At 67.3% G+C, this 24,771-nt stretch carries 28 protein-coding genes and 1 tRNA gene; 10 read left to right on the forward strand and 19 right to left on the reverse strand.

Translation table 11 applies throughout. The features are described 5' to 3' along the window. Positions 1-29: 29 nt before the first annotated feature. Positions 30-494 carry a cytochrome c gene (locus tag INQ42_RS05905; protein WP_194035555.1) on the reverse strand — a complete coding sequence of 155 codons (465 nt, stop codon included), beginning with the start codon at positions 492-494 and terminating at the stop codon, positions 30-32. Between the two features lie 80 nt (positions 495-574). On the opposite strand from INQ42_RS05905, the gene INQ42_RS05910 reads away from it, so the two are divergent. After that, positions 575-1,387 carry a tRNA threonylcarbamoyladenosine dehydratase gene (locus tag INQ42_RS05910; protein ID WP_194035556.1) on the forward strand — a complete coding sequence of 271 codons (813 nt, stop codon included), beginning with the start codon at positions 575-577 and terminating at the stop codon, positions 1,385-1,387. A gap of 70 nt (positions 1,388-1,457) precedes the next feature. Here INQ42_RS05910 and INQ42_RS05915 read toward each other — a convergent pair whose 3' ends face one another. Genes INQ42_RS05915 through dinB form a run of 5 tightly spaced genes read right to left on the reverse strand, consistent with a single transcriptional unit; the run spans position 1,458 to position 8,611 of the window. Then, entirely contained in the window at positions 1,458-4,664 is a 3,207-nt protein-coding gene (locus tag INQ42_RS05915) for an error-prone DNA polymerase (protein WP_228064458.1), read from the reverse strand. A gap of 5 nt (positions 4,665-4,669) precedes the next feature. Continuing rightward, positions 4,670-6,115, reverse strand: coding sequence for a Y-family DNA polymerase (locus INQ42_RS05920; protein ID WP_194035558.1), 1,446 nt, complete (start codon positions 6,113-6,115; stop codon positions 4,670-4,672). 9 nt (positions 6,116-6,124) lie between these two features. Then, positions 6,125-6,832: a translesion DNA synthesis-associated protein ImuA gene (gene imuA, locus INQ42_RS05925; protein ID WP_194035559.1), complete on the reverse strand. Its 708-nt coding sequence runs from the start codon at positions 6,830-6,832 to the stop codon at positions 6,125-6,127. Continuing rightward, the gene (gene lexA, locus INQ42_RS05930; RefSeq protein ID WP_194035560.1) at positions 6,832-7,467 is read right to left on the reverse strand and encodes a transcriptional repressor LexA; all 636 of its coding nucleotides are present in this window, start codon (positions 7,465-7,467) and stop codon (positions 6,832-6,834) included. Before lexA ends, imuA begins: the two co-directional genes overlap by 1 nt. 49 nt (positions 7,468-7,516) lie before the next feature. Then, complete coding sequence (gene dinB / locus INQ42_RS05935; RefSeq protein WP_194035561.1) at positions 7,517-8,611, reverse strand: DNA polymerase IV; 1,095 nt, start codon at positions 8,609-8,611, stop codon at positions 7,517-7,519. A 162-nt stretch (positions 8,612-8,773) separates the two neighbouring features. On the opposite strand from dinB, the gene pssA reads away from it, so the two are divergent. The 6 genes from pssA (at position 8,774) to INQ42_RS05965 (ending at position 12,754) form a co-directional block, all read left to right on the forward strand. Further along, a complete protein-coding gene (gene pssA, locus INQ42_RS05940) occupies positions 8,774-9,394 on the forward strand; it encodes a CDP-diacylglycerol--serine O-phosphatidyltransferase (protein WP_194035562.1) in 621 nt (206 codons plus the stop codon). A 69-nt stretch (positions 9,395-9,463) separates the two neighbouring features. Beyond that, positions 9,464-10,840 (forward strand): class III poly(R)-hydroxyalkanoic acid synthase subunit PhaE, encoded by a 1,377-nt coding sequence (gene phaE / locus INQ42_RS05945; protein WP_194035563.1) that lies wholly within the window; start codon positions 9,464-9,466, stop codon positions 10,838-10,840. Between the two features lies 1 nt (position 10,841). Beyond that, on the forward strand, positions 10,842-11,948 hold the full coding sequence (locus INQ42_RS05950) for a class III poly(R)-hydroxyalkanoic acid synthase subunit PhaC (RefSeq protein WP_194035564.1): 1,107 nt from the start codon (positions 10,842-10,844) through the stop codon (positions 11,946-11,948). A gap of 17 nt (positions 11,949-11,965) precedes the next feature. Continuing rightward, complete coding sequence (locus INQ42_RS05955) at positions 11,966-12,169, forward strand: PspC domain-containing protein (RefSeq protein WP_194035565.1); 204 nt, start codon at positions 11,966-11,968, stop codon at positions 12,167-12,169. Next, complete coding sequence (locus INQ42_RS05960; protein ID WP_194035782.1) at positions 12,166-12,615, forward strand: hypothetical protein; 450 nt, start codon at positions 12,166-12,168, stop codon at positions 12,613-12,615. The genes INQ42_RS05955 and INQ42_RS05960 overlap by 4 nt, the downstream gene beginning before the upstream one ends. 52 nt (positions 12,616-12,667) lie before the next feature. Beyond that, a tRNA-Leu gene (locus tag INQ42_RS05965) sits at positions 12,668-12,754 on the forward strand. Between the two features lie 115 nt (positions 12,755-12,869). Here the strand turns inward: INQ42_RS05965 and INQ42_RS05970 are convergent. Then, a complete protein-coding gene (locus tag INQ42_RS05970) occupies positions 12,870-13,769 on the reverse strand; it encodes a pirin family protein (protein WP_194035566.1) in 900 nt (299 codons plus the stop codon). 18 nt (positions 13,770-13,787) lie between these two features. After that, on the reverse strand, positions 13,788-14,360 hold the full coding sequence (locus INQ42_RS05975; protein WP_194035567.1) for an NADPH-dependent FMN reductase: 573 nt from the start codon (positions 14,358-14,360) through the stop codon (positions 13,788-13,790). 79 nt (positions 14,361-14,439) lie between these two features. Here INQ42_RS05975 and INQ42_RS12900 point away from each other — a divergent pair, with 79 nt between their 5' ends. From INQ42_RS12900 to INQ42_RS12910, 3 genes are read left to right on the forward strand one after another with little or no spacing between them, the layout of a single operon-like run. Then, positions 14,440-14,658, forward strand: coding sequence for a hypothetical protein (locus INQ42_RS12900; RefSeq protein ID WP_228062640.1), 219 nt, complete (start codon positions 14,440-14,442; stop codon positions 14,656-14,658). Further along, positions 14,630-14,929, forward strand: a complete 300-nt coding sequence (locus INQ42_RS12905; RefSeq protein WP_228064459.1) for a hypothetical protein — start codon at positions 14,630-14,632, stop codon at positions 14,927-14,929. The genes INQ42_RS12900 and INQ42_RS12905 overlap by 29 nt, the downstream gene beginning before the upstream one ends. 1 nt (position 14,930) lies before the next feature. Next, positions 14,931-15,152: a hypothetical protein gene (locus tag INQ42_RS12910; protein WP_228064460.1), complete on the forward strand. Its 222-nt coding sequence runs from the start codon at positions 14,931-14,933 to the stop codon at positions 15,150-15,152. A gap of 53 nt (positions 15,153-15,205) precedes the next feature. Here INQ42_RS12910 and INQ42_RS05985 read toward each other — a convergent pair whose 3' ends face one another. The 11 genes from INQ42_RS05985 to INQ42_RS06035 all read right to left on the reverse strand — a co-directional run bounded on the left by INQ42_RS05985 (position 15,206) and on the right by INQ42_RS06035 (position 24,766). Beyond that, complete coding sequence (locus INQ42_RS05985) at positions 15,206-16,711, reverse strand: MFS transporter (protein ID WP_194035568.1); 1,506 nt, start codon at positions 16,709-16,711, stop codon at positions 15,206-15,208. Beyond that, positions 16,711-17,349 (reverse strand): SDR family oxidoreductase, encoded by a 639-nt coding sequence (locus tag INQ42_RS05990; protein WP_194035569.1) that lies wholly within the window; start codon positions 17,347-17,349, stop codon positions 16,711-16,713. The genes INQ42_RS05985 and INQ42_RS05990 overlap by 1 nt, the downstream gene beginning before the upstream one ends. A 174-nt stretch (positions 17,350-17,523) precedes the next feature. Next, on the reverse strand, positions 17,524-18,126 hold the full coding sequence (locus INQ42_RS05995; RefSeq protein ID WP_194035570.1) for a cysteine dioxygenase family protein: 603 nt from the start codon (positions 18,124-18,126) through the stop codon (positions 17,524-17,526). Between the two features lie 72 nt (positions 18,127-18,198). Next, the gene (metX, locus tag INQ42_RS06000) at positions 18,199-19,344 is read right to left on the reverse strand and encodes a homoserine O-acetyltransferase MetX (RefSeq protein ID WP_194035571.1); all 1,146 of its coding nucleotides are present in this window, start codon (positions 19,342-19,344) and stop codon (positions 18,199-18,201) included. A gap of 10 nt (positions 19,345-19,354) precedes the next feature. Then, positions 19,355-20,359: a tetratricopeptide repeat protein gene (locus INQ42_RS06005; protein WP_194035572.1), complete on the reverse strand. Its 1,005-nt coding sequence runs from the start codon at positions 20,357-20,359 to the stop codon at positions 19,355-19,357. Next, positions 20,359-20,832 (reverse strand): cytochrome c-type biogenesis protein, encoded by a 474-nt coding sequence (locus INQ42_RS06010; protein ID WP_194035573.1) that lies wholly within the window; start codon positions 20,830-20,832, stop codon positions 20,359-20,361. Before INQ42_RS06010 ends, INQ42_RS06005 begins: the two co-directional genes overlap by 1 nt. Continuing rightward, entirely contained in the window at positions 20,829-21,392 is a 564-nt protein-coding gene (locus INQ42_RS06015; protein WP_194035574.1) for a DsbE family thiol:disulfide interchange protein, read from the reverse strand. The genes INQ42_RS06010 and INQ42_RS06015 overlap by 4 nt, the downstream gene beginning before the upstream one ends. Then, the gene (locus INQ42_RS06020) at positions 21,389-23,329 is read right to left on the reverse strand and encodes a heme lyase CcmF/NrfE family subunit (protein WP_194035575.1); all 1,941 of its coding nucleotides are present in this window, start codon (positions 23,327-23,329) and stop codon (positions 21,389-21,391) included. Before INQ42_RS06020 ends, INQ42_RS06015 begins: the two co-directional genes overlap by 4 nt. 2 nt (positions 23,330-23,331) lie before the next feature. After that, positions 23,332-23,802, reverse strand: coding sequence for a cytochrome c maturation protein CcmE (ccmE, locus tag INQ42_RS06025; protein ID WP_194035576.1), 471 nt, complete (start codon positions 23,800-23,802; stop codon positions 23,332-23,334). Beyond that, positions 23,799-23,984 (reverse strand): heme exporter protein CcmD, encoded by a 186-nt coding sequence (gene ccmD / locus INQ42_RS06030; protein WP_194035577.1) that lies wholly within the window; start codon positions 23,982-23,984, stop codon positions 23,799-23,801. Before ccmD ends, ccmE begins: the two co-directional genes overlap by 4 nt. Next, positions 23,981-24,766, reverse strand: a complete 786-nt coding sequence (locus INQ42_RS06035; protein ID WP_194035578.1) for a heme ABC transporter permease — start codon at positions 24,764-24,766, stop codon at positions 23,981-23,983. Before INQ42_RS06035 ends, ccmD begins: the two co-directional genes overlap by 4 nt. Positions 24,767-24,771: the final 5 nt, after the last annotated feature.

A 24,771-nucleotide genomic window follows, 5' to 3' on the forward strand; every position in this document is an offset into this window, starting at 1 on the left:
GGGTCAACCTGCCGAGCGCAGCAGGGGGATCAGCGGAAGTCCTGGTGGCACGCCTTGCAGTTGTCACCAATCTTCCCCGCCGTCGCGATGAGGCTCTCGCAGCCTTCCGCCGGGGTCGCCAGCGCGGCATCCAGCGTGGCGCGCAGGTCCCCGGCGTGGCCCGCGAAGCGCGCGTCATCGGCAAGGCCCGGGAAGGCCGGCTCAAGGTCGTCACTGACTGTCCGCAGTGCCTTGATGTGCGGCTGCGAGTCTGACGCGCTGCAACGGTTGGCCTTGATCTTCCCGCCCAACTGCGCGGCATGGGCCTCCATCATGTGCATGGCGGCGCCCGGGAAGTGGTCCTGCCAGGTCTTGCGGCCTTCCAGCGCTCGCAGCAGCATCACCGTGGCGAGCACGCCGATGGCCAGCCCCACCAGGATCAGGATGATGTATTTCGCGCCGTTGCCATGGGGCTTGTGGTCCCCGTAAGGGGTCTCGGGCTGAGGGTTGTTCATGGGCGGGGTTCCTGATGTTTGGCCGAACGATAGCACGCACGGCGCGGTCTCCAGGCGGCCGCGGGCTCTACAATGTCGCGATGGAAAACCACCCCCTCGACCCTGTCCTGCTGGAGCGATTCGGCGGTATCGATCGGCTGTACGGCGCCGGTGCGCTTGCCCGTTTCAGCCGGTCGCGCGTGGCTGTCGTCGGCATGGGAGGCGTGGGCTCCTGGGTGGTCGAGGCGCTGGTGCGCAGCGGCGTCGGCCGGTTGGTGTTGATCGATGCCGATGACATCTGCGTGTCCAACTCCAACCGCCAGCTGCCGGCGCACGAGGGCCAGTTCGGCCGGCCCAAGGTGGTGGCAATGGCGGAGCGGTGCCGGAGCATCAACCCGCTGGTGCAGGTGGAGGCGGTAGAGAGTTTCCTCACCGCGGCGAACGTGGGCGAGCTGCTGGACCGTGACTTCGACCTGGTGCTGGATGCCTGTGACAGCTTCCGCAGCAAGGTGGAACTGATTGCCTGGTGCCGGCGCCGGAAGTTGCCGCTGGTGGTCTGCGGTTCGGCGGGCGGACGCCTGGATCCGACCCAGATCCGCGTGCGTGACCTGTCGCGTACCGAGCATGACGCGATGCTGGCGCTGATCCGCAAGAAGCTGCGCGCCGAGTTCAATTTTCCGCGCAGCCCGCAGCGCTACTTCAGCGTGCCGGCGGTGTACTCGCTGGAAAACGTGAAGTACCCGCAGGCGGACGGCACGGTCTGCGGTGTGCGTCCGAAAGTGGCGGGCGAGGCATCGCTGAAACTTGATTGCGGCGCGGGTCTGGGCGCGGCGACGCACGTCACCGGGGCGTTTGCGTTCGCGATGGTGGGCAGGGCTCTGGAACTGCTGTTGAAGGGACGGGCGACGGTCTAGCGGAGCGCGATCGCTGGTTGGAGTGCACCGTTCCGGCTTGCGTTGTTTTCTGGGGGCGGGAGAACGGGCGTCAGTGGAAGTCGCGCGAGCGGGTGTCCAGCGTTCCCAGCAATGGGGTCAGGTTTTCCAGTCGCTTGGCGATCAGGTGCTGCACGCCGCCGCGTGATTCCAGCCGGCCTTCCACTGCCAGCAATTGCGATTCCAGCAGTTCACGTCGCTGGCGCACGGCCAATTCGTTCCAGACCACCACGTTGGTCATGCCGTCCTCGTCCTCCAGGGTGAGGAAGACCACGCCGCTGGCGGTCTGCGGACGCTGGCGCAGAGTCACCAGTCCGGCCGCGCGGACGTGGCGTCCGTGTGGAAGCTTGGCGATCTCGCCCGAGCGTCGCCAGCGCCGCGCATCCAGGATCCGGCGCAGCATCGCCAGCGGGTGGCGGCCCAGGGTGGTGCCGGTCATGGCGTAGTCCGCGCGCATGTCCTCATCGGGCGAGGGCAGGGGCAGCACGATGCGTTCGGGCTCGCGGCTGGTGGCCGGGTCGGCGAACAGGGGCAGTTGGGGTTCGATACCGGTGATCGCCCAGCGCGCGCGGTGGCGGTGTCCGGCCAGTCCACGCAGCGCCCCGGCATCGGCCAGCAGGGATTGGCCGCGGCGATCCAGTGCCGCCCGGGCGCACAGGTCAGCGACATCGTGGAAGGGCGATTGCGCGCGTGCCTGTTCGATGCGCCGGGCGGCCTCCATGCTGAAGCCGCGCACCATGCGCAGGCCGAGGCGGATGGCGGGTTGGGGGGATTCGCCGGATCGGGCGGAGCGCCGTTGCATCGACGTGGAGCCGCGTAGCGCGGGCGCGGCATTCGCATTCGCATTTGCATTCGCTTCCAGGCTGCAGTCCCAGTCGCTGTAGCGCACGTCCACCGGCAAAGTGCGGATGCCGCGGCGGCGTGCGTCCTGCAGCAACTGGTCGGGCGAGTAGAAGCCCATCGGCCAGGAATTGATCAGCGCGCAGGCGAAGGCGGCCGGCTCATGGCATTTCAGCCAGCTGCTGGTGTAGGCGATCAGGGCAAAGCTGGCCGCGTGCGACTCGGGAAAGCCGTAGCTGCCGAAGCCCTTGATCTGCTCGAACAGGCGCTCGGCGTATTCGATGCTATAGCCGTTGCGCAGCATGCCGGCCATCAGCCGCTCGCGGTACGGCTCCAGCCCGCCGCGACGCTTCCAGGCGGCCATCGAGCGGCGCAGCCGGTCGGCCTCGTCGGCGCTGAAGTCGGCGGCGACCATGGCGATCTTCATCACCTGCTCCTGGAACAGCGGCACGCCCAGGGTGCGCTTGAGCACGGTCTCCAGCTGGGGCGAGGGGTAGGTGATCGCCTCCTCGCCGCGGCGACGGCGCAGGTAGGGATGGACCATGTCGCCCTGGATCGGACCGGGACGGACGATCGCCACCTGGATCACCAGGTCGTAGAACTCGCGCGGGCGCAGCTGCGGCAGCATCGCCATCTGCGCACGCGACTCGATCTGGAACACGCCCACGGTATCGGCGCGGCTGATCATCTCGAAGGTGTCAAGGTCATTGACGGGGATATCGGCGACGGTGATGTCGCGGCGGCCGCTGGCGCGCAGCAGGTCCAGGGTCTTGCGGACGGCGGTCAGCATGCCCAGCGCGAGGCAGTCGACTTTCAGCAGGCCCATCGCGTCCAGATCGTCCTTGTCCCACTGGATCACGGTGCGGTCGTCCATCGCCGCGTTTTCCACCGGCACCAGGGTGTGCAGCGGATGCTCGGAGATCACGAAGCCGCCCGGGTGCTGGGAGAGGTGGCGCGGCATGCCGATCAGCTGCTCGGTCAGCGCCACCAGTTGGCGCATCACCGGGGATTCGGGGTCGAAGCCGCGCTCGCGCAGGTGTGTGTCGAGCGGCGCCTGGCCGCTCCAGCGGTCCAGTGTGGAGGCCAGCTCGCCCAGCAGGTCCTGCGGCAGACCCAGTGCGCGACCGACGTCGCGTACCGCGCCCCGGCCGCGGTATTGGATCGCTATGGCGGTCAGCGCGGCGCGCTCGCGACCGTAGCGTTTGAAGACGTACTGCAGGACTTCCTCGCGGCGCTCGTGCTCGAAGTCGATGTCGATGTCGGGCGGCTCGTCGCGCTCGCGGGAGATGAAGCGCTCAAACAGCAGGTCCATCAGCACCGGATCGATCTCGGTGACGCCCAGCACGTAGCAGATGACCGAGTTGGCGGCCGAGCCGCGGCCCTGGCAGAGGATGTTGCAGGAGCGGGCGTAGCGCACGATGTCGTGCACGGTGAGGAAGTAGGACTCGTAGCGCTTGTAGTGGACCAGTTCCAGCTCGTGCTCGATCAGCGCGCGCGCCTTGGGCTGGACGCCGCCGGGCCAGCGCCACGCCGCGCCTTCCTCGACCAGTTGCCGCAGCCACGAGGCGGCGGTGTGGCCGACCGGCACCAGCTCGTGGGGGTATTCGTAGCGCAGTTCGCGCAGGCTGAAACGGCAGCGTTCGGCGATGCGGATGCTCTCGGCTAGCAGGTCCTCGGGGTAAATCGCCGCCAGCGCGCGGCGGCTGCGCAGGTGGCGCTCGCCGTTGGGGAACAGGCGGTGCCCGGCATCGGCCAGGGTGGTGTGGTGGCGCACCGCGGTCAGGGTGTCCTGCAGGGCGCGCCGGCCGCGCACATGCATATGCACGTCGCCGGTGGCGACCAGCGGCAGGCCGATGCGCTCGCCCAGATTGCGCAGGCGGGCCAGGCGGGCGTCGTCGTCCGGGCCGCGATGCAGCTCCACCGCCAGCCAGGCGCGGTCCGGGAAGGTGGCGTGCAGCCAGCGGGCGTGTTGGCTGTCGAGGGCGTCGTCGCGGGTGTCGCCGCGTGGCAGCCAGAGCGCGAGCAGGCCATCGGGGCCCGCATCGCTGTCGCCCGATGCGGCGTCGGAGGCGAAGTCCTCGCGCAGCATCCGGTACTCACCCTTGGGGGCTCGCCGGCGGGCGCGGGTCAGGCATTGGCACAGGCGCGAATAGCCGGCCAGGTTCTCCACCAGCAGGACCAGTTTGGGTCCGTCCTCCAGCTGGACCTCGCTGCCGACGATCAGCGGCACGCCGGACTTTTCCGACGCCTCCAGCGCGCGCACGATACCGGCCAGCGAACCCTCGTCGGTGATCGCCAGGGCACTGTAGCCCTGTTGCCGGGCGCGCTCGAACAGCTCGGCCGCAGTCGATGCCCCGCGCTGGAAGCTGAAGGCGGACAGGCAGTGCAGCTCGGCGTAGGCGGGCAGGGGCGTGCTCACCGCTTTCATGAGAACCAGCCGTGCAGCATGAAGCCGTCCGCCGCGCTGCTGGCGGGGTGATGACCGGTGAGGCGCGGGGGGTCGCCGGCGGCGCGGTAGGCCCAGGCGCGTTGACCCTGGCTGGTCTGCAGCAGGTAGTAATCACGGCGCAGGTCGCCGTCCCACCACCCGGTCTCGATGCGTTCGGGTCCGGCGAGGATGCGCAGCTGGTGATCGCGCAGCGGCATCGGATGCGGCAGCAGCCAGCCCGGACGGGGCAGGTCGGCGGGGGCAGCGACCCGCGAGTGCTCGGCCTGCCACGCCCGTTCGGGGCGATGGTCGGCGCGCACGCCCAGACCCTGCACGGATTCATCGCCGAGCCGGGCCCGCAGGCGCTCGCGCAGTTGCTCCCACGGCACCGCCTGTTGCGGGCGCGCATCGAACAGGTCGCGTCCGGCCGGCACGAACGGGGGCAGTTCACGGGCCAGCAGCTGCACGCCGCGCACCGGGGCGGGAACCCGCGCCTGCTCCAGCCGGCCCCGGGCCAGTTCGAACAGCATCGCCGGGTCGCGCTCGGGCGCCAGCAGGCCGACCACCACCTCGGTATCGGCGCAGCGCTCGTGCTCCAGCACCAGACTGAAACGCTCCACGCCGCCGTCGCGTCCGGCCAGGTAGGCGGCCAGATCGGCGGTCAGGCGGCGCAGCGGGAACAGCAGCGCCTGACTGGACTCCACGTCGTAGTTGAGATCGATCCGCGAGCTGAAGCTGTCGGGCGGCTGGTAATAACGCAACGGGGTGGGCAGCGCGCCGGTGAGGCGGTCCAGGTGGGCGAGGGCGTCCTTGCCCACTCGCCGGCCCAGCGCCACGCGCGGCAGCGCGACGACCTGGCCCAGCTTGCGCAGCCCCATCCGGCGCAGGCTGCTGGCCACCTCGGCGGGCAGGCCGCTGCGCTCCACCGGCAACTGGGCAAGCGCGTTGTGCAAGGGGCCATCGGTCAGGATGGCCAGCCCGTCATGCTGGTTGGCCAACGCGCGGGCGGCATACGGGTTGGGTGCCAGAGTGACGCGGTGGCGGAATCCCAGCGCCTTCAGGTCCTCGCGCAGCTGCGCCTCGAACCGCGGCCAGGGACCGAACAGCTTGAAGCTGGCCTCGACCTCCAGCAGCAGGGCCGAGGGCATCTCGTGGCTGACCAGCGAGCTGTAGCGGTAGGCCCACGCGGCCAGGAAGCTGTGCCAGCGCACGTCGTCGGTCGGATCGTGGGCGACGGCGGTGAAACGGCTGCACAGGGCCTGCGCCGCGCCCAGGGATTGACCGGCCCGCAGCCCGGCGGCTTTGGCGGAGGCGTTGACGGCGCGCAGCACGCGGCGCTGCGCCGGCCCGGTCACCAGCGCCAGTGGGGCGGCGGGGTCAGGGTGGCGGCGCAGGACGCCGTCGAGCGCCAGTTGCGGCAGGAGGATGCAGGCCCAGAGCATTGGCGGGTCTCAATGGGTCCGCGCCGGCAGCGCATGCAACTTGTGCACGCGTGAGGGTGGGAAGGCCCGGACCACGCCGCCCTGCCGGGAAGGCGGCCGGCTGCCGTCCGCGGCAAACGGGATCGCCTGCGGGGGCGGGTTGCCGCCCCGGCACTTGAGTACCCGCAACCGGGCTGGGTCGGCGTCGACCGCGATCCGCAGTGCCGCCGGCGAGGGATTGGCTGCCGCCTTCATCGGTCGCAGCGCAAACCCCAGGCACTGCCCGGCCTCGGCGGCCACCTGCAGGCGGCGCAGGGCGCGGTCGTCCACCTGGCGAGGCCAGCACAGCACCGCCGAGCAGGCCGCCGAACGCAGGCACTGCTCGGTCGCCCACAGCGCGTCACGCGGATCGGCGCGGACGATCTGCAAACGCTGCAGGCGGATGCCGGCATTCATCCAGGCAGGCGCATAGGGCAGGTACGGCGGCGCGATCAGCGCGATCATGCCGTCGGCCTGCGACAACCGGGCCAGGGTCGGCCACAGCAGGCGCAGTTCGCCCACGCCGTCGGCCGGCAACAGCAACTCGGTCAGGCCGGTTTCCGGCCAGCCGCCCTCGGGCAGGGCATCGTCCAGATCGGGAAAACCGGTCGGCTGGCCGGATGGCGCACGCGGGGCAGGCCGGCCGCGCCAGACCTGGCGCGACTCCAGCAGGGACTCCAGAGAGCTGACCACCGCCATCAGCCCGGCCTCACCAGTCCGGCAAACAGCCCTTCGATGGCGAAGTCAACGATGCGGGCGTCGATCTCGATCGGGGCGTAAGCCGGGTTTCGCGGCAGCAGGCGCAGGTGGCCGCCATTGCCTTCCGCACCACCGGTGTCCAGTCGCTTGACCGTCAGCTCGCCTTCGATCCGGGCCACCACCGTCTGGCCGTGGCGGGCCTGCGGCGTGCGATGCACGCCGATCAGATCGCCGGGCAGGATGGCGTCGAGGATCATCGAGTCGCCCTCGACCTCCAGCAGGTAGTCCGGACGCAGGCGGAACAGAGACGGGTCCAGGGTGAGTTCACGCCGCACTTCCGGGTCCGAACCGATCGGCTGGCCGGCCGCGACCCGGCCCAGCAAGGGCACCTGCAGCAGGCCATCGCCCGGCGCTCCGGCATTGCCCGGGCCGGTCAGCCGGATACCGCGCGCACGCCCGGTGGCCAGTTCGATCAGACCTGCCTGCGCGAGCACTTCCAGGTGGTGGCGGGCCGAACGGTTCTGGCTGAAACCGAAGGCACGGGCGATCTCCATCTGTGACGGGGGATAGCCGTGACGGGCGATGTGCTCGCGCAGATAGGCGAGCAGGCGGTGCTGAGTGTCGGAGAGGTCCATGTACTAATAATAGTACCTGCCCGTCTCACCCGTCGAGATACGCCGCCACTCAGGCGAGATCGAACAATTCCGTCTGCACGCTGCCTGGATCCTCCTCGATGAACCCCGAAAGCCCGACCCCGACCAGCCGATAGAGCGTGCTCCCGGGAAGAGCGACGCGGTCGCGCAGGCCGCAGGCGACCTCGGCGAGCGCGTCCAGCGTGGCCGGCCGCGTGGGCGGTGTCAGGCTGCGGGTCAGGATGCGGAAATCAGCGGTCTTGAGCTTCAGCACCACCGTGCGTGGCGTGCGATCGGGATGGCGTTGCCGCTGGCGCTGGTAACCGTCCCAGGTCTTCTCTGCCAGACGCCGGATGTGCGGCTCCAGTTCCGCCAGTGGAAGGTCGCGCTCGAAGGTGTCTTCGGAGGAAATCTGCACACTCAACCGTTCCGAGCGCACCGGGCTGTGGTCGATGCCCCGCGACAGCTGATGCAGGCGGCGGCCCCAGCGACCGAAGCGCATCTCCAGCTCCTCGCCGGCGACCTCGCGCAACTGGCCTACGGTAGCGATGCCCAGCTCGGCCAACTTGCCCTGCATCACCTTGCCCACGCCGGGGAGGCGGCCGACCGGCAGGGGAGTGAGGAACGCCTGCACCTGGCGGGGCCGGATCACGAAGGTGCCGTCGGGCTTGTTCCAGTCCGAGGCGATCTTGGCGAGGAACTTGTTGCCCGCGACGCCGGCCGAGGCCGTCAGCCCGGTTTCTGCCCTGATTGCGGCCCGGATCGCCTCGGCAGTAGCGGTCGCAGAGGGGAGGCCGCTGCGGTTCTCGGTGACATCCAGGTACGCCTCGTCCAAGGACAGCGGCTCCACCAGATCGGTGTGGCGCAGGAAGATCTCACGCACCAATCGCGAGGCCTCCTTGTAGCGCGTGAAGTCCGGCGGAATGAAGATCGCATCCGGACACAGGCGTTCGGCACGCATCGCCGGCATCGCCGAGCGCACGCCGAACACACGTGCTTCGTAACTCGCCGCCACGACGACCGAGCGCGCACCGCGCCACGCCACCACCACCGGCTTGCCGCGCAGTGACGGATCGTCGCGCTGCTCGACGGACGCATAGAAGGCGTCCATGTCGACATGGAGGATCTTGCGGAGCGGGGTGGGCATGGCGGGGAAAGCGGCGTCTTTGGAAAGGAACAACGGTCGGGCAGGCCGCCGACCGCATCCATTGTGCGACAAGTTGCCGCCCCGGTTGCCGTCGTCACGCGCTCTTTGGCACGCTGGGGATCCTGGTTCGCGCAATACCCGCCAACCGCTCCGGAGCCACCCATGCAGCAACCCCGTCATTTCTCGATGCTCCGCGAATTCCAGCTTGCGGACTGGTTCACCCTTGGCAACGCGTTTTGCGGCACCGGGGCGATCTTCGCAGCAATGCGCTTCCTGCAGGAGGGCGTGGTGTTCGACCTGATGATCGGCATGGCGCTGATCCCGCTGGCCTTCATCTTCGATGCGCTGGACGGCCGGGTCGCGCGCTGGCGCAAATCCGCGTCCACCCTGGGCCGCGAATTGGACTCGCTGGCCGACGTGATCTCCTTCGGCGTGGCGCCGGCGGCGCTTGCCTATGCGTGCGGCATGCAGGGCGGCTGGGACTGGGTGATCCTGAGCTTCTTCGTGGGTTGCGGGGTGAGCCGACTGGCTCGCTACAACGTGACCGCCGAGCAGTTGTCCGGCGACGAGGGCAAGGTCAAGTACTTCGAAGGCACGCCGATCCCGACCAGTCTGGTGCTGGTGATCGTGCTGTGGATCGCCGCGGCGCAGGGCGCGATCGGATCGCAGCTGTGGCTGGGCGTGCTGAAGATCGGTCCGTGGCAATTCCATCCGCTGGTACTGATGTTCGCGCTGTCCGGCGTGCTGATGGTCAGCAAAACGGTGCGGATTCCCAAACCCTGATGAAGCGCGTGGTGCACGGGTACGCAACGACGGCGTTGCTATGATCAACGCCAGCTTGGGAGAGGTTCAATGAGCAATCAGGGATTTGGTTCGGGTGGGTTTCCTCCCGGTGGTTTCGGCAACGTCGCCGACGCCGGCGAACTGGCCGAAGTGGCGCGCCAATACTGGAACCAGTGGGGCGAGATGCTACGCGCAGGCGGCCAGGGTGCCCCGGCGTCGGGCTTCGTCGGCACTGCTGGTTTCCCCGGCATGGGCTTCCCCGGCGGCAATGGTCCGACTGCGACCCCCGGCCTGCCCGGCTGGAACGAGGCGGTGAACTGGTGGTCCCAGCTGGCCAGCGGCGGGATGCCGCAGGCCGACGCAACCGTGCAGCGCTTCAATACCCAGGCCCAGGGCTGGTACGCACAGATCCAGGAACTGGCGGCGCGCTTTGCCGGCCAGGATGCCAGCGCGCGCGATGTCAGCCAGGCATGGAAGGAGATGTTCGGTGGCCACGCGGCCAACCCCTTCGCCGATGCGCTCAAGGGCATGCAGGGGAAGGGCCAGCAGGGTTTCGAGCAGTGGATGCAGCAGGTCTCGCCCTGGCTGGAGAAGCTGCGCGAGGGCAGCAGCCCGTGGCTGGATACCCCGACATTCGGCCTCAACCGCGAACATGAGCAGCGCTGGAAGGAACTGATCCAGGCGCAGCAGGATTACCAGCGTCACAACAAGGGCTACCAGGCGCTGATGAACGAGGCGCTGCAGGATGCCTTCAAGCGCTTCGAGAAAAAACTCGAGGAATGCAGCCAGCCCGGCAACAAGCTCGAGTCCATGGGCGCGCTGTTCGACCTGTGGATCGATGCGGCGGAAGACGCGTATGCCGACATCGCCATTTCCCCCCGGTTCCGCGACGCCTACGGCGCGTTGGGCAACGCGCAGATGACCTTGCGCGCGGCGGTGCAGAAGGAAATCGAGAACGTCGGCGAATCCATGGGGATGCCTTCGCGTACTGAAGTGGATGCCGCGCACCGCAAGATCACCCAGCTGGAGCGCGAGCTTCGCCGGCTGCGTGCACAGATCGAGGCTGTCGGATCGGGCGACTCGCGTGCCACAAACGCGGGCGTTTCCGCGCGCGCGGCGCCTGAGCCAAATGCGGCGCCTGATGCGCCGGCACAGAAACCGGCGACGCAACCGGCCACGCAACCCGCCGGTGCCAGCAAGCCCGCGAGCAAGCACCGCGACGTTGGTGACACCGCGGCCAAAAAAGCCGCCAAGCGGGCGACGGGCAAGCCGCCCAGGAAAGCGGCCAAGTCGGTCGCCGCGAAGCAGCCCGCGAAATCCGGAGCAAAGAAAACGGCCAAGGCAACCGCTGCCAGGAAGGCCGCTGGTGGCAAAACAACCGCGAAAAAGGCCGCTGCCAGCGCGCCTCGCGCGGCAGTAAAGAAAACCATCACAAAGGCCAGCTGACATGGACACTTCCTCACCATTCTCCGTCGGCCCCTTCGACTTCAGCGCCGATGCGCTGGCGCGGGAAGCGGGCGGCGTGCAGGAGAAGATGCGCGCGGGGCTGAAGACCCTCCACCAGGTGGGAGACATCAGCTACGGCGCGACGCCGAAAGAGGAGGTCTGGAGTGACGGCAAGGTCACCCTGTACCGCTACCGTGGCGCGCAACTGGAAGACGGCCGTGCACCTACCGCCAAGGTGCCCCTGCTGATTGCCTACGCGCTGGTCAACCGGCCGTACATGGTGGACCTGCAGGCAGACAAGTCGATCGTGCGTGGGCTGCTCGCCCGCGGCGAGGACGTCTACATCCTGGATTGGGGCTACCCCGATCGCTCCGATCGTTACCTCGAGCTTGAGGACTACATCCAGCGCTATTTGGGCGGCGCGATCGACCACATCCGCGCGGCCCATCGCCTGGACGCCATCAACCTGCTGGGCATCTGCCAGGGTGGTGCCTTCTCCCTGTGCTACGCGGCGCTGAACCCGGCCAAGATCAAGAACCTCGTCACCATGGTCACTCCGGTGGACTTCCACACCGAAGACAACATGCTGTCGAACTGGATCCGCGAAGTCGACGTGGACCTGATGGTCGACACGCTGGGCAACATCCCGGCCGACATGATGAATTTCACCTACCTGACGTTGAAGCCGTGGCGGCTTTTCGTGCAGAAGTACGTGGGCCTGATCGACATCATGGATGACAAGGAGGCGCTGGAGGACTTCCTGCGCATGGAGAACTGGATCTTCGACTCGCCCGACCAGGCCGGGGAGGCATTTCGCCAGTTCACCAAGCAGTTCTACCAGGCCAATGGCTTCATCAAGGGCAGCATCCGCATCGGCGACCGCAGCGTGGACCTGTCGCGGGTCGACATGCCTGTGTTGAACGTGTTCGCCCAGCACGACCATCTCGTGCCGCCGTCCTCATCGCAGGCGCTGGGTGGCCTGGTGGGTACGGAGGACTACAGCGAACTCTCTTTCCGCGGAGGCCATATCGGCATCTACGTCTCCAGCCGTGCGCAGCGCGAGGTGCCGCAGGCCGTCCACGAGTGGCTCGCCCAGCGCTCGAGCTGACCTAAGGAGGTTTCCCAATGAAATCCGCATCCGGCCCGTTTACCCGCTCGCGCACCGATCGAATGCTGGCCGGCGTCATGGGCGGCATCGCCAGGCGCTTTGGCTGGAACTCCAACCTGTTGCGAGTTCTGTACGTGATCTTCTCAATCGCGTCGGCTGCGTTCCCCGGAATCATCGTCTATCTGATCCTTTGGCTGCTCATGCCGGAGGAAGGTCCCTGACAAGCCGCTCGCGGGCGGTAGGGGCGAGGCTGGCGGTGCTTGCCGGAATCGCGTGGACATCGCCGAACACGCTCCTGGGGCTCGTGTTGGGCATTGCCGGGCTCCCCTTCGGCGCGCGCGTGCATTGGCGTGCTGCGGATCTGGCGCTGGTGTTCCATCGCTGGCGTTGGGGGCCGGGCGGGGCGCTTACGCTGGGTAACGTCATCATCCACACCGGCGATGATCTGGACGCCTCGTGCCTCACCTATGCGCACAGGGCGGGGTGGGGCACCGAGACACCGGTCTGCCTGGCCGATCACGAGCGCGCCCACGTCTTCCAGTACATGGTCCTGGGGCCGCTGTTCCTGCCCCTGTACCTGCTGTGCGGCGGTGTCAGTGCACGCAACCGGTTCGAGCGTGCCGCTGACCGCTATGCCCAGACCGGCCGCGGCTGGTGGCCTTGGTAAGGGCAAAAAAGCTGGAGCACGACGCGCGCGCTCCGCTATACTCCCGGTCCGCGCCGAAGTGGCGGAATCGGTAGACGCAGCGGATTCAAAATCCGCCGATGGAGACATTGTGGGGGTTCGAGTCCCCCCTTCGGCACCAGATAAAAAAAAGGGCCTGCGAACTATCGCAGGCCCTTCGTTTTGGCCCTGTAGTAACGCCTCGGGCTGTCGGTGGTTGGCAGGGAGCTGCGTCCGTTCCCGGCACCGCTGCCGGATCAGGACATCGGTTCGGGTTCACGCAGCTCGCCGATCTTCGGCGGCAACGGGATGAATTCCTCGTTGTCCAGGTCCGGCAGTTTCATGCGTCCCGCGGACCAGTCCTCGCGCGCCTGGTCGATGCGCTCCTTCGAGGAGGACACGAAGTTCCAGTCGATGTAGCGCGGCCCGACCGGATCGCCGCCCAACGCCATCACCACCGCGTCGCCGTCGGCGGTGATGGTTGCCGCCTTGCCGGGAGCGAGGACGGCCATGAACCCTTGTTCGATGCGCTGACCGTCCAGATCCACTGCGCCTCGTGCCACGTAGACCGCACGCTCCGGGTATTCCGCCGGCAGCGAGACCCGGGCGCCGCCCCGCATGTCCCAGTGGACATAGAACTGGGGGGACTCGGTCCGCACCGGCGAGACCACGCCCGACAGGCTCCCCGCAATCAGACGGCCGACCACGCCCTCGGCGTCAAACACCGGCAGCGCCGTGCTGGTGTAGTGCCAGAACCCGGGGTCCATTTCCTCACGCTCGTCGGGCAGCGCGACCCAGGCCTGGATGCCGTCCAGCAGCCCGCCTTCCCGGCGCAGGCGTTCAAAGCGCTCAGAGTGCGTGATTCCGCTGCCCGATGTCATCAGGTTGATCTCGCCGGGTCCTACCGCCTGCTCCGATCCGACACTGTCGCGATGCATGATCTCGCCATCGAACAGATAGGTCAGGGTGGACAGACCGATGTGCGGATGCGGGCGCACATCCGCCTCGCGGGGCAGGCCGGGCGCCATGTCCTTGGGGCCCATGCGGTCAAAGAAGATGTACGGGCCCACCATGCGGCGCTGCGCGAACGGAAGCACGCGTCCGACCTCGAAACTGCCGAGGTCACGGGTGCGCTGCTGGATGACAAGTTCGATCACGCAGGTATTCCTTCTGACTCAGCTGTCCGCCGGCACCTTGCTCAGCATGTGCTCGATGTGCTCGTGGAAGGACTTGAGGTAGTTGCCGAGAAACTCCGCGGTGGACTCGTTCGCGATCTCGCCGGCGTCGTTGATCATCCCGTCCTTGAAGTGGATGTAGGCCTCGGGTGAATTCATCTGCGGGGAGTCGAGGAAGCCCAGGATGCTGCGCAGATGCTGCTGGCAGACCGCGGTCCCGATCGCGCCGATCGATGCACCGACCACGGCGGACGGAATCCCGGCAAACGAGTTGGTTCCCCAGGGGCGGCTGGCCCAGTCGAACGCGTTCTTCAGCCCGCCCGGAACGGAGCGGTTGTACTCCGGCGTCACGATCAGCACCGCGTCGCAGCTCTCGATGTCCTTCTTGAATTTGCGCCCGACCTCCGGGTAGTCCGGGTCGTAGTCGTAGCTGTAGATCGGCAGGTCGCGGTAGGAGATCTCCTCGAACTGCAACGCTTCCGGTGCCAGCTTGAACATCGCATTGGCCAGCTTCCGGTTGATCGATTCGGTGGCCATGCTGCCAATCAGGTACCCAACTTTGTACGTCTTCATCGCTCAGCTCCTTGTGCCCGACGGGAGGGACCTCCCGTAGTATCTGGGACCCTTATACGGCCGGGGCAGTAACGGATCGATGAAACACCTTAGCTCCACCGAGCGTCTCTACGCGCTGGTCGCCAATGAAGAGGACGCGCGCGTCTGCACCGACATCAGCGAGGATGCGTGCAGGGAAGTGCCCGGCAACTTCTTCCGCATCATCGTCGCCAGCATGTTCACCAAGATCGGCGACCTGCTGATCAACCCCAAGACCGTGCTGGCCTTTCGTGGTCGTACTCGCCCAGCAGCGCGGTGAAAGCGCCGCACTGTTGGGCGGCTTCGTCGTTGCCTCCGGGCTGGCCAGCGCGATCAGCGCCAGCGTGTGGGGCTTCATGGCCGATGCGTCCAGCCGTCAGGTGATGATCCTGGGCGGCGGAATGGCCGCCGCGGTGTGCCTGTTCGTCGCCGGGCTGACGCTGCTGGATCCCTCGTGGCGCGTCGGCGGGTGGTTCTATCCCGGGGCGTTTTTTTTGTGTTGGCGATCGCCCATTCTGGCGTGCGCATCGGCCGCAAGACCTACCTGGTGACATGGCCGAGGGCAACCGGCGCACCGACTACACGGCGGTCAGCAACACCGTGATCGGAGTGCTGCTGCTGGCGACTGGCGGCCTCAGTGCGGCCGTGGCCATGCTGGGGACTTCCTGGGCCTTGCTCCTGCTCGGGGCCATGGGCCGGCTCGGGACAGCGGGGTCGTGGCGCTTGCCCGAAGTCTCCCGCACGGCGGCCAACACCACCGAAGACGGCGAGTGATGAGACCGGATGATGCGCGTCAGAACGCGATGCTGGTAGCAAAACCTGCGCGGTCAGAACTGGGTGTCGCTGATATACACCGGTCGGGGTTCCCCCACGTCGGACGCGGCCTTGCTGGCGACAATCCTGCGGCGATCGCGCTGATCCTTGAACGCCATCGCCAGCGCGACAAGCACCACCAGCGAGATCAGGCTGAACCCGATGACCACGGCCACCGACCATGACCATCGGGCGAGTGAAGCGAACACCGCCGCGGTGATCACCGCAATGCCCACCGAGGTCCCGACCCGTTGCCCGGTCTGCATGATCGCGCCCGAGCTCCCCGCATATTCCAACGGGACTTCGGCAAGCGTCAGTGTCTGGTTCGGACTGATCACCGCACCCTGGGCAATACCGATGAACGCGAGTGACAGCATGAGCCACCAGACGCTGACGTCGAATCGCTCGTGCAGGAACACGACGGCGATGCTGGCGGCCAAGCCGAACAGGGCCAGGAACAGCCCGCCGATCACGATCCTGCGACCGTAATGGTTCACACGGCGGCCGGACCAGTGCGCCGCGTAGGCCGAGAGCAGCGCACTGGGAATCCCGAACAGTCCGGATTCGAAGGCGGTCTTCCCCTGGCCGTCCTGTACATACAGTGCGACCAGGACCCAGATGCTGGTCATGCCAGTGAAATAGAGGGTCATGATCGCGGTGCCATTGGTGAAGCTGCTGGTGCGGAAAATGTCCAAATCCACCATGGGCGTATGACCCAGGCGCGGGCAGCGCTGCTCCCAGCGGACCCAAAGCCAGACCAGGACGGCCCCGACCGGCAGCAGCCCCCACCAGAGCGCTGAAGCATTGGACTGCATGAAAGGATAGAGGATCGCCAGGAGCGCGAGTCCCAGAAGCACCGAACCGACCGGGTCCAATGACCACAGCCAGCTCGCGGGACGATCCGTTCCAGAGGCCGGCGCCGCTGGAGGCCGCCGGAACAGAGGCTTCGGGAACCACCTCATGCCCAGGATGACGGCGATGATTCCGATCGGAACGTTCACAAGGAATGTCAGCCGCCAACCGAGTTCAGGCCCGCCTACGCCAATCAGGAATCCGCCGAGCACGGGGCCGATCGCCACCGAAACGCCAACCGCCGTTCCGAGGTAGCCGAAGGCCTTGCCGCGATCCTCCCCGCGGAAGTAGTGCTGGATCATCCCGATCACCTGCGGACTGATCAGCCCCGAGCCGATCCCTTGGACGAACCGCGCCGCATTGAGCCAAGTCGCATCGGACGCGAATCCGGCGGCTACAGAGGAGAGAGTGAAGATGCCCACTCCCACCAGGAAAATTCCTCCTCGCCCGACGATGTCGCCCGCGCGCCCGGCGGCAACCAGGATGATCCCGAAGGTCAGCGCATACCCCGACAATACCCACTGCAGGTCCGACTGGTCCGCATCCAGACCGACCTGGATGGAGGGCAGGGCGACGTTGACGATGCTCACGCCGATCAACGACATGAAGATCACGCCCAGCAGCACTGCCAGGATGCGCCAGCGGCTCGCGCCCTCTGCCTGGTCCATCAAATGGCGGCCACCGCTGCGGACACTGACGATGTACCCGAGAGCAGCTCGAACTGCTTGCCCCAGGTGTTGTTGGCGTCCAGCACCTGCAGCAGCACCGTGGCCACGTCATCGCGCGGGACCGTGCCGTGGCGGCCGAGATCGTTGGCGATCTCGACCCTGCCGCTGCCCGCCTCGTCGCTGAGCGTGCCTGGGCGAACGATGGTGTAGCGCAGATCGCTCTGGCGAAGATGGTTGTCGGCGGCCTGCTTGGCACCGAGGTAATGCTGCAGGCCCTCGGGTCCTTGTTCCGGCGTGTCGGCGCCCATGGAGGACACCATCACGAATCGCTCGATGCCTGCCTTCTGCGCTGCATCGATGACTGCGATTGCGCCATCCCGGTCGACCGCATCGGTCTTCTCCGCGCCGCCCTTGCCGCCGGAACCCGCGGTGAAAATGATGGCATCGCAGCCATCCAGTGCGGTCTGGATATCGTCCTCCAGATCCGCCACCACGGTGGCATCGGCGCCAAGCTGCCGCAGCTCCGCCGCCTGCTTCGGGTCGCGGATCATCGCCTGGCTTTGATGCGGGCCGGAGGCCATCTGCTGGATCAGCCGGCGGCCGATATTGCCGTTTGCACCGACGATGAGGACGCGCATGGGAGTTCCTTTGAGAAGTGGAGGACGGGCACTATTGCCCGTAACAGAGGCAGCCGGTGCCTGTTCTACGCCAACGGATGTCCAGCGCGCGTGTGCGACAACGCGTCGGGTCAGCGCAGGCGGCGAGGCTGCCGCTGGAACAGGCAATGGGTGGCGCGGCTCTTTATTGAACCCCTAGAGGTCGACCGGCAGCGCCTTCTCGACCCGCGCGAACCACTCGCCATCCACCGGCACGAACATCGCGCAGGTCTCCATCGGTGCCTTGTAGATGTGGACCGATATCGCGATCGCGTTGCTGCTGCTGTTGCGGATCGCGTGGTACTCGTGCGGCGGGATCAGACTGCCGGCACTGCCCGGGCCGGCGATCATTCCGCCGGTGCCGCGAAAGCGGAACCGCTCGCCGTCGCGTTCCAGCAACTCGTACTGGGTGATGTCCAGACCGCCCTGCCATACGCCTTCCACGCACCACAGGCCGCAGTGGTCGTGCACCGGGGTGCCCTGGCCGGGCCCCCAGGTCATCGCGACGACGCTGTAGCCGTGCTCCGTGCTGCGATAGATCTCGCGGCGCGCGTAGTGGCCTTCGATGGGCTCGGAGACGCAATCAGGCAGCTGGATCTCGCTGTCGGGGATGATGCTGGACAGAGCATTGCGCAGCGCCGCAGTGACCTGGTGTTCGTCGCCGCGGCTGACCGCGGCATCGAGCAGGGCGACGAGCTTGGCCCGGCCGGGAAACCTGATGGCGGGCGGGGTGATCTCGGGCAGCGCGTTTTCGTTCATCTGATTGATTCTACTGGATGGAATCGCGATCGCCCGTCCGCCGATTCCTGCGCGCGGTGCCGATCGCGCGGATCACAGACTGTCGAAAAACGTGCGGATCGCAGGGCAGTAGCGATCGTAGTCCACCAGGAAGGCGTCGTGTCCTTGCGGCGATGGCATTGGCAGGCAATCGGCCGTCGCCCCACCTTCCCGCAGTCCGTCGGCGATCTCCATCTGCTGCTGCAGCGGGAACAGGACGTCGGTTTGCGCGCCAATGGTCAACGCACGCTCGATGCGAATCGCCGCCAGGCCGGCACGGGTGTGCGCCTGGCTGGCCGCGCGATCGCCCACCTCGCGCTCCGCGCAGTGGTCGCCCAGGTCAAACCAGTCCATGGAGCGACTCAGGTACAGGTAGCAGTTGGGATCGAAATGACGGACGAAGCGGCGGGCGTGGGCTTCCAGATAGCTTTCCACCTGGAATTCCAGCCCGAAGGGCTCGTCGTCGGTCTGCTCGGAGTCCAGCCTGACCCGACCGAAGCGGCCATCCCATTCCAGTGCCGAGCGATAGGTGATAACGCCCAGCTTGCGCGCCATGCGCATGCCGGACTCCGGGTAGGCATCGTCGCTGTAATCGCCGCCGTTGAAGTTGGGATCCAGCCGGATTGCCTCGCGCTGCAAGGAGCGGATGGCGATCGACCACGGCAGTGCGCGGGCGGCGCCGGCGACGTTGAGATGGGTGGCGGCGATGCCGGGGTGTCGGATCAGCAACGACAGCGCGACCATTCCGCCCATCGAATTGCCGACCACGCAGGCCAGGCGGTCGATGCCCAGCGCGCGGACCACATGGGCGAGGGCGTCGGCGCCGTCCTCGATCGAGAGTTCGGGAAAATGGAAGCGATATGGCAGGCCCGTGTCGGGGTCGCTGGAGGCCGGTCCGGTGGATCCCTTGCAGCTGCCCAGCGGATTGGCGCAGATGACGAACCAGCGATCGGTATCGATCGGCTTGCCCGGGCCGACCATCGGCTCCCACCAGCCATCCGCCGGATTGGCCTCGGACGAGGCCATGTGGGCATTGGGCGAGAGGCCGGGCGCAACCAGCACCGCGTTGTCGGCGGCGGCGTTGAGTTCGCCCCAGGTCTCGTAGGCAATCCGCGCACCGTGCAGGCGGCCGCCGCGTTTCATCGGAAAGGGCGAGGGCAGGTCGATCCAGCGCGTGCCTGGCGGGATGAATTCGGTCATAGCGTGGCCACTACTTGACCACCTGGTCGATCAGCAGCGCTGCGGCCACTTCGGGCCCGGCCTCGACCTCGACCGGCGCCGACTCGAAATCGCCGGGGCGTGCGCTGGCCTCGCCGCTGGCGGAAATGCGTGCGCTCAGGCGCACCTGCTCGAGCTCGGACAGCTTCATCGTCGGCATCAGGCTGTCGCTGTCGGTCAGGGTTACCGTGAGCGGGAACGCACCGGCCTGCAGCTTCTTGACCGCGACCGGCACGGGGGACCCATTGGTCTGGCGGGCGATGACGAAGACGCTAGCGCCCTGCGGATACTGCATCGCCAGACGCGGGTCGAGCGATACGCTGACGGTGATGTTCACCGGCGACGCCGCGACGGGCGCCACCTCAGGCAGCGGTTCCATCCCGGCATCCAGTCGCGCGGCGTCGATCTGCGGACGCAGGCTGGCGGCCGTTGCAGCATCCACCTGGTCGAGCAGCGGTTCCCAGGTCGCGACCGCAGCGGCGGCGTCGCCGGCTTGGCGCTGGGCGATGCCGAGGAACCAGCGGGCGCGCTGGTGGTCGGGCTGCTGGGCGAGCGCGTGCTCCAGCATGCCGACCGAGGTGGCGTCGAAACGGCGGTCGGCGTGCGAGCGGGCGCGGACCTCGGCGGCTTCGGCCAGGATATCGGGATCATCGGGTGCCAGCTTCAACGCCCGGTCATAGGCCTGCATTGACTGCTCGATATCATCTTGCGCAAGATGCGCGCGGGCAAGCAAGCGCCAGCCTTCCACCTGGTTCGGGTCGCGGGCCAGCTCGGCCTCCAGTTGACCGACCGCGTCAGCCAGCGTCTCCGGCGCGGTGCGCTGCAGCGGATCCAGAGCGCGCGGGGTGCCAACGACCGAATAAATCAGCCCCGCGCTGGTCACCAGCAGCACCGCCAGGGCAATGCCTGGCAGCGGACGGCTGCGCCACAGTGGTCGCAACACCCACAGCATCACCGCCAGTGCCATTGCCATCCCGGCGATCACGAAAACAGTCATCACCACTCCTGGTCTTCATCAACGGCGGCGGTGGCTTTTATGCTGTCGGGGGGTCCAGCAGCTGCCATCCGAGAATGCCGCCGGACCACGTTGACCACGACCACTGCCCCGGCCAGCAGCACCAGGGCCGGGCCGAACCAGAGCAACCAGGTCTTGGTGTCCATCCGCGGCCGGTACAGCACGAACTCGCCATACCGCGCCACCAGGTAGTCCTTGACCTCCGCGTTCGACTTGCCCTGGCGCATCAGCGTCAGCACCTCGTGGCGCAGGTCCTGGGCGATGGCCGCATTGGAGTCGGCCAGCGACTGGTTCTGGCATTTGACGCAGCGCAACTCGCCGGCAAGGTCGTGGAAGCGGTCGGCTTCGGCCTGGTCGGTGAACTGCATCGGCGAGGGGTCCCTGACCGCCTGCGCGACGGCCAACGCCGGCAACAGCAGGGCGAGCAGCAATATCAGCGGCCAGGATCGCCTCATGATTCAGCGTCCATGCGATCGAGCAGGGGGATGACCTCGTCGTCGAGGATCTGCTGGGTCACGGTGCCAACGTGCTTCCAGCGAACCACGCCCTTGGCGTCGACCAGGAAGGTCTCCGGGGCGCCGTAGATACCCCAGTCCAGCGCGGTCTCGCCGCTGTAGTCGGCCAGCACCACGAAGTAGAGGTTGCCGAACTGCTCCAGCCAGCGCAGTGCGTCTTCGCGTTCGTCCTTGAGGTTGTAGCCAACCACGCGCACGCGTTTGGTTTCGGCAAATCTGGTGAGCACCGGATGCTCGACCCGGCATTCGGGGCACCAGCTGCCCCAGACGTTCATCAGGTACGGCTCGCCCAGCAGTTCCCTGGATGAGATCCGGTAGGACGCGTCGTGCAGTACGGGCAGGTCGAACGTCGGGGCTGACTTGCCGATCAATGGCGAGGGCAGGGCTTCTCGATCCTGACTGCGGCTCAGAATCACGCCCGCCAGCAGGAGGGCGCCAATGGCCGCAGCCGCCAGCAGCGGCACCCAGCGCGAGAAGGTCGATTTTTCGATGGGAGTCATGGCGTGGCCTCGGGTCGGGCAGCAGGCGGCGCAGGCCGGCGGAATCGTTTGTCGGAGGCCGATACCAAGCCGCCAAGCATCATCAGCAGCGCGCCGGCCCAGATCCAGCGTACGAACGGCTTGACCTGCATCCGCAGCGCCCAGGCGTCGTTGCCCAGCGACTCGCCGATTGCGACGTAGAGGTCGCGGGTGACGCCGCTGACGATCGCCGCCTCCGTCATGACTTCGCCGCCGCTGGCATAGGTGCGTTTCTCGGGGTGCAGCTCGGCAAGCGGCTTGCCGTCCTTGAACGCGTGCACGGTGGCGTAGCTGGCGGTGTAGTTCGGGCCCTGGCGCATGTCCACGCCGTCGAAGCGGAATGCGTAGTGGCCCAACTCCACGGTCGCGCCCGCCTTGACCGCCACTTCCTTCTGCTGCTCCAGGCCTTCAACCAGCAGTGCGCCGACCAGGAACACCGCCACGCCCAGATGGGCCAGGGTCATGCCCAGCATTTCGGCGGTCATGCGCGTCTTGGCGCCCTTGTAGCGGGACCACACGAAACGCAGCGTTCCCAGCCCCACCCAGGCGGCGCCGAAGATGCCCGCGGCCACCTTCCAGCGACCCTGCGGTGCAAGGAAGAATGCGGCCACGCCGGCCACCAGCGCGACGAGCAGCCACGGCGCGAGCATCGCCATCACCCGCGATGGCTGGTCACGCTGCCAGCGCGTCAGCGGCCCGAAGGGCAGCAGCAACACGATCGGCGCCATCAACAGGATGAACAACAAGGCGAAGTAGGGCGGCCCCACCGAGATCTTGCCCAGATCCAGAGCGTCGGCCAGCAGCGGGTACAGCGTGCCCAGCAGCACCATCGCGCAGGCCGTCGCCAGCAGCAGGTTGTTGGCCAGCAGCAGGGTTTCCCGCGAATAGACCGCAAACGGCTTGTCGTGATGGATTCCCGGCGCACGGATGGCGTAGAGCACCAGCGAGCCGCCGATCACTATGCCCAGGAAGATCAGGATGAAAAGACCACGCGCCGGATCGGCGGCGAAGGCATGCACGCTGGTCAGCACGCCGGAGCGCACCAGGAAGGTACCCAGCAGCGAGAGCGAGAAACTGGCAATCGCCAGCAGCAGGGTCCAGCCGCGGAAGCTGCCGCGTTTCTCGGTAACGGCCTGGGAGTGCAACAGCGCGGCGCCGGCCAGCCACGGCATGAAGCTCGCGTTCTCGACCGGATCCCAGAACCACCAGCCACCCCAGCCGAGCTCGTAATACGCCCACCAGCTGCCCAGCGCGATGCCCAGGGTAAGGAATGACCAGGCGACGTTGGTCCACGGCCGGGTCCAGCGCACCCAGCGCGTGTCGACCTTGCCGTCCAGCAGCGCGGCGATGGCGAAGGAGAACGGCACGGCAAAGCCCACGTAACCGATGTACAGCATCGGCGGATGGATGATCATCCCCGGGTCCTGCAGCAGCGGGTTGAGGTCGCGGCCTTCCATCGCGGCAGGCAGCAGCCGCTCGAACGGGTTGCTGGTGAAGATCAGGAAGGCGAGGAAGCCCAGGCTGACAATGCCCATTACCCCGAGCACGCGGGCGACCACCTCCGCCGGCAGGCGCTGGGAGAACTTCGCTACCGCGCCCGTCCACAGGGTCAGCACCGTCGCCCACATCAGCAGCGAGCCCTCGTGCGCGCCCCAGACCGCCGTGTAGCGGTAGCCCAGCGGCAGCAGCGAATTGGAGTTTTCCGCCACGTACCGCAGCGAGAAGTCCTGCATGACGAAACCGATCGTCAGGACCACGAACGCAAACCCCACCAGCACCATCTGCGCGTAGGCCGCCGGCCGGGCCACGGCCATCCAGGTGTGGATGCCGCGGTGCGCGCCGATCAGTGGCAGCGCGGCCTGCAGCGCAGCGACAAGCAGGGCGAGAATCAGGGCGAGTTGGCCCAGCTCCGGCAGCATGCCTACGGCCCCGCCGGGGTATCGACGTCGTGTTTCTGGTGGGCGATCCCCATCTTGTCGGCCACTTCCTTGGGCATGTAGGTCTCGTCGTGCTTGGCCAGCACCTGCTCGGCGACGAAGCGGTCGCCCTCCATCCTGCCGGTGACGATCACCGCCTGGTTCTCACGGAACAGGTCCGGGAGGATGCCGGTGTACACGACCGGCATTTCGGCGTCGCCGTCGGTCACGCTGAAGTGCGAGTCCAGCGAGCCGTCGGTGCGCTTCAGCGAGCCTTCCGCGACCATGCCGCCGAGGCGGAACCGGGCCTGGCCGGATGAGACGTCCGCGCCGGCCTCGCCGGTGATCACCTCGTTGGGTGTGTAGAGATAGGCGACGTTGCGCTGCAGCGCCATGGCCACCAGTGAAGCGGCAATGGCGGCGGCGACGACAAGGGCAAGCACCCACATCAGGCGGCGGCGGCGAATAGGATTCATCGGATCAACTCGTTGGAAACGGAGGGCGGCACCGGATGCGCGCGGGCAGCGGCCTGGCGCGCGACACGGCGCCGTGCGTTGCGCAACTCCCTGCGCACCTGCAGCCAGCTGGCAAGGAATTCCCCGCCCAGCACGACCACGAACACCGCGTAGGCGGCAACGACATAGCCCAGGTAGCTCATGGCGATATACCCGGGGCGGAGTGCGGATTTTCGCCGGTCGAACCGGAGGCCAGCGCGGCGACCCAGGCCTTGCCGGACTCGCGGCGCAGGTTGTCGGCGCGGGCACGCACGAGCAGCGCGCCAATGAACCACAGCTTGGTACCGACCAGCATCCAGATCAGCGGCTGCAGCATGCTCGGGTCCATCGTCGACTCGCCCAGCAGGCGGATCGTCTGCCCCTGGTGCAGCGAGTTCCACCACACCACCGAGTAGCGGATGATCGGCAGCAACACCACGCCTACAATCGCCAGGAGCCCGGCGGCGCGCGCGGCACTGCGGCGGTCGTCAATCGCGTTGTACAGCCCGATGACGCCCAGATACAGGAACAGCAGGATCAGCTGCGTGGTCAGGCGTGGATCCCAGTCCCACCAGGTGCCCCACATCGGCTTGCCCCAGATCGCACCGGTCAGCAGCGTGATGAGGGTAAAACCGGCACCGATCGGCGCACAGGCCATCGCCAGGATCTCGCACAGCTTGATCCGCCAGATCAGCGCGATCGCGGCGTAGATCGCCATCAGGCCGAACACTGCCAGGCTCATCCAGGCGGCCGGCACGTGGATATAGAGGATGCGGAAGCTGTCGCCCTGCTGGTAGTCGGCCGGCACGGTGAACAGGGCGCCATACACGCCCCACCCGATTACCAGCAGGCCCAGCCCGTACGCCCACGGCGCCCAACGGGCTGCGAAACGGTCGAAGGTGGGAGGCGAGCCGAGTTTGTGGAACCACAGGACGATGGGATTCATATGCC

Origin of the sequence: Lysobacter avium (genome assembly GCF_015209745.1) — a bacterium.
In the GTDB taxonomy this organism is placed as follows: Bacteria; Pseudomonadota; Gammaproteobacteria; order Xanthomonadales; family Xanthomonadaceae; genus Novilysobacter; species Novilysobacter avium.